Source organism: Planktosalinus sp. (genome assembly GCF_059864935.1).
In genome coordinates, this window is sequence record NZ_JCBCCK010000335.1 from 1 (window position 1) to 3835 (window position 3835).

The window sequence follows — 3835 nt, forward strand, 5'->3', positions numbered from 1 at the left end:
GAATTAAAATACAATTTATCAAATAATCGTGTTGGCGTGAATATAATAGGCGGGATGAGTACATTGTTGCTTGACAACAACAGGATAAATGTGATGAGTGATGGTTTCCGCTCTGAGATAGGAAGTGCAAATAATCTGAACACTTTAAGTTTCAGCACCAATCTGGGTCTGGGCTTTGACTATAAGTTTACAAAGAGGTTTTTGTTTAACCTTGAACCGGTGTTTAAGTACCAATTAAATGCCTATAATGATAGTGCCATCGACTTTAAGCCCTATATTTTTGGGGTTTACAGTGGGTTTAGTTATAAGTTTTAGTTAAGTTTAATTTAGGTTGCCGGTTTATTGTTTTTGGATAACTAAAAAATAATAAGCTAACGAAAAAGCTGCTCAATTGTGCCAACGAGCGGCTTTTTTCTATTTTACAAAGTGGGTTGTTCCAACTCATGCAATATGATTTGCCTCACTTCATCCTTAATTAAGCGTTTGTTTTCTTTTGAAAACTGGTCAGTGTTTATTTTTTTATGCCTTTTAACCCTCAAAACTCCGGGGCCCCCTCTAAAAAAGGAATATGAAAACCGTTTTTTATTATCGTGGAAAGTTAAGGGAACAATTGGAATGTTGTGATCAATGGCCAAGCGAAAAGCTCCGTCTTTAAATGTATCCAATACTATGCTTTCATCTTCCGGGATACCGCCTTCGGGATAAATGCAAATGCTCAACCCGGATTTCAAACGTTCCTGCGCAGCATCAAAAACCTCTTTTTTACTTCTAACATTGTTTCGGTCAACCAATATACAAGTGCGTTTATAAAAATATCCAAAAAGTGGTATTCTTGCCAATTCTTTTTTCCCCACAAAAACGAAAGGGTGCTTCACCGAATAAAACATCAACATAATGTCTGTCATCGATGTGTGATTGGCCAAAAACATATAGCTTTTGCTTTTTTCGAGAAATTCTTCTTTTTTTATTTTCGGAATTAACCCCATTCCAAAAAGAATAATGGAAGCCCAAATACGTGCAAAAACAAAAAATCCCTTATACCATTCTTTTTTAGAAATACTAATCAACAAAAAGGGAAACAGCAACAAGATGGCAAAACCTATCAGTATATAAAACCAGATTCGCCACAGTGGAACAAAAATGTAATTCTTTAAAAACATCGCCCTCAAAAATACACAATTGTATTGAGCCATTGGAACAAAAAAATTACCTTTGTTATGAATCAATTTTGAAGATAAAAGAATTTACATGGCGCGAATATTAACAGGCATTCAAAGTACAGGAACACCACACTTGGGCAACATACTTGGAGCAATAGTGCCGGCAATCGATATGGCTAACCGGCCAGAAAACGACAGTTTTCTTTTTATTGCCGATATGCATTCCCTCACGCAAATTAAAGATCCGGAAGTTTTACGCGAAAACACTTATAGCGTTGCCGCCACCTGGCTGGCTTTTGGGCTGGACATCAACAAAACTGTGTTTTACAGGCAAAGTGATGTGCCTCAAGTAACCGAGCTTTCCTGGTACCTGAGCTGTATGTTTCCTTACCAGAGGCTTACGCTTGCCCACTCCTTTAAAGATAAAGCTGACAGGCTGGAAGATGTCAACGCAGGCTTGTTCACTTATCCTATGCTGATGGCGGCAGACATTTTACTCTATGACGCCGAATTTGTTCCAGTGGGGAAAGACCAATTGCAGCATCTGGAAATGACCCGCGATGTTGCTACACGCTTTCACGCAAAATACGGAGAAACTTTTGTCCTGCCTGAGGCCAAAGTGCATGAAGAAAGCATGTATATCCCCGGAACAGACGGGGCAAAAATGAGCAAGTCAAAAGACAATATTATTAATATTTTCCTTCCTGAAAAACAATTGAGAAAACAAATTATGAGTATTGAGACAGACAGCACACCTCTGGAAGAACCTAAAAACCCTGACACTTGTAATGTGTTTGCTTTGTACAAACTCCTTGCTTCAAAAGAAGAAATTGCTTTGATGCGCGCAAACTATGAAGGAGGCAATTATGGCTACGGTCACTCTAAACAAGCTCTTTATGATTTCATGCTCACCCGTTTTGAAAAAGAACGTGAACGATTTAACTACTTGATACAAAATAAAAAAGAACTTGAAGAAGCTTTACAGCTTGGGTCACAAAAGGCCGCAATGGTTGCCGCTGACGTATTACAAAGAGTTAGAAAAAAGTTGGGGTATTGACCAAAAAAGAAAAACCTCTTAGCATACACTAAGAGGTTTTTTATTTAAGAGATGGTTGGTTTTTATCTCTTGATGATGTTGAAACTTCCCACAGTGCCGTTTACGGTAGCTTTCATCACATACATTCCTGCGCTCAAGTTTGAAATATCAACTTTAGCTGTTAAGTTGTCAGGAGTAACGTTGATTAGTTGCTGGCCCAATACATTAAAAATTGTGATGTTTTCAATGTTTGACTTGGCATTCACGTTAAGAATGTTCGTCGTTGGGTTTGGGTAGTAGCTAAAGCCTTCAAACGAGTTGTCTACTAAGCTCAATACTGCTCCTGTTACTTCAAATGGAAAACCTTGTGGGTCATCGGTTCCAGTATCTTGCCAATCTTGCCAAACACTGGTTGAACCTAAAAATTGCTTTGCATTTCCTGTGCTAGCTTGACCTAAAATTGCTATAGGTGGTGCCCAAGGACCTGATCCCAAAGAGCCATCAGCATCCCAGTCAACCCAATAGGTGCCGGGAGTTAAAACAAGCCCCGGAGTTTCAACAGTATTTACCATAATTGGTCTGTCAGTATTGGTCTCATTGCCTTCTGATGCTCTGTAAGCTCCACTCCACGTTGTGTTTGTCATGGCACTTATAGCATTGTCTCCATAAATCACGTTGCTTCCTGGGTCTGAAGGGTCTCCATCCCAAACTACAATAGTAACTCCTGTAAATGTTGAAGTTGTGGTTGAGCCCGTTTGATAAGCATAAAAATCTATGGACATGACCTCTACTGACTCGGTTACTATCCAGTCATCAGCCATTCTGTTACCAGAGCTTGCTTGAGCACCCGCTCCAAGAGTATTCATTCCTAGTGCAACTGTTTCAAGTAAACTTAAGTCTCCACCGCCAAATCCACCTCCGGCTACACTGAAGTATGGGCCATTTGAATAAATAACACCTCCTGCAACATAGTAATTTGTGCCTGGATTAGTAATTTCTGTATTTCCGGGTGTTGGGTTTTGGTTGTAATCTGAAACAACCTCAGCTTGCTGTGCAGTCATTTGTCCTGTAAAAGCCAATACTGCCAAAGAAAATAATGATAAAGTAATTTTTTTCATAGTGTCAAATTGTTTAGTTAATAAGAGTAAAAGTAGTAATTATTTTAATTAGTTCTTAAATATTTTATAACAATTCAAATATTTTTCCCGGAAGGGGTTTTACCAATCCTTTTAATTCTAAATTAAGAAGCAGTGAAGTAACTTTAAATATGGGGGTTTCACAGGTTATGGCAATTTCATCAATGTGGGCTTTTTCTTTGGTTTTTAAAAAGTTAAAAACCACTTTTTCTTCATCAGTAAGCTCGACAAAAAGCTGTTTTTGTATGGGTTTCTTCTTTTTTTCATCCAATTTCCAGTTTAAAATATAGACTAGGTCAGCTACTGATGTGAGTAAATTTGCCCTTTGAGTCTTGATTAAGTTGTTGCATCCCTGACTTTGGCTGTCAGTTACCCTTCCTGGAACGGCAAACACATCCCTGCTGTAGGAATTTGCAATTTCAGCAGTAACAAGGCTTCCTCCTTTTTCGGCAGATTCTATGACAATAGTCGCTTCAGAGATCCCGGCAATGATGCGGTTGCGT

Annotated in this window: 4 protein-coding genes and 1 pseudogene; 2 read left to right on the forward strand and 3 right to left on the reverse strand. The window is 38.7% G+C overall.

All coding sequences use genetic code 11. The features are described from left to right. Positions 1 to 315 (forward strand): annotated as a pseudogene (locus tag AC6F75_RS10755) (hypothetical protein); the annotation flags it as partial. Between the two features lie 104 nt (positions 316 to 419). Here the strand turns inward: AC6F75_RS10755 and AC6F75_RS10760 are convergent. After that, the gene (locus AC6F75_RS10760; RefSeq protein ID WP_500715025.1) at positions 420 to 1160 is read right to left on the reverse strand and encodes a 1-acyl-sn-glycerol-3-phosphate acyltransferase; all 741 of its coding nucleotides are present in this window, start codon (positions 1158 to 1160) and stop codon (positions 420 to 422) included. Between the two features lie 88 nt (positions 1161 to 1248). Here AC6F75_RS10760 and trpS point away from each other — a divergent pair, with 88 nt between their 5' ends. Continuing rightward, complete coding sequence (trpS, locus tag AC6F75_RS10765; protein ID WP_500715022.1) at positions 1249 to 2217, forward strand: tryptophan--tRNA ligase; 969 nt, start codon at positions 1249 to 1251, stop codon at positions 2215 to 2217. Between the two features lie 62 nt (positions 2218 to 2279). On the opposite strand, the gene AC6F75_RS10770 is transcribed toward trpS, so the two are convergent. Both AC6F75_RS10770 and AC6F75_RS10775 read right to left on the reverse strand, forming a co-directional pair. After that, positions 2280 to 3314 (reverse strand): T9SS type A sorting domain-containing protein, encoded by a 1035-nt coding sequence (locus AC6F75_RS10770; protein WP_500715023.1) that lies wholly within the window; start codon positions 3312 to 3314, stop codon positions 2280 to 2282. A gap of 64 nt (positions 3315 to 3378) precedes the next feature. Then, on the reverse strand, positions 3379 to 3835 hold a 457-nt coding region (locus AC6F75_RS10775; RefSeq protein WP_500715024.1), incomplete at its 5' end, for a DNA-processing protein DprA.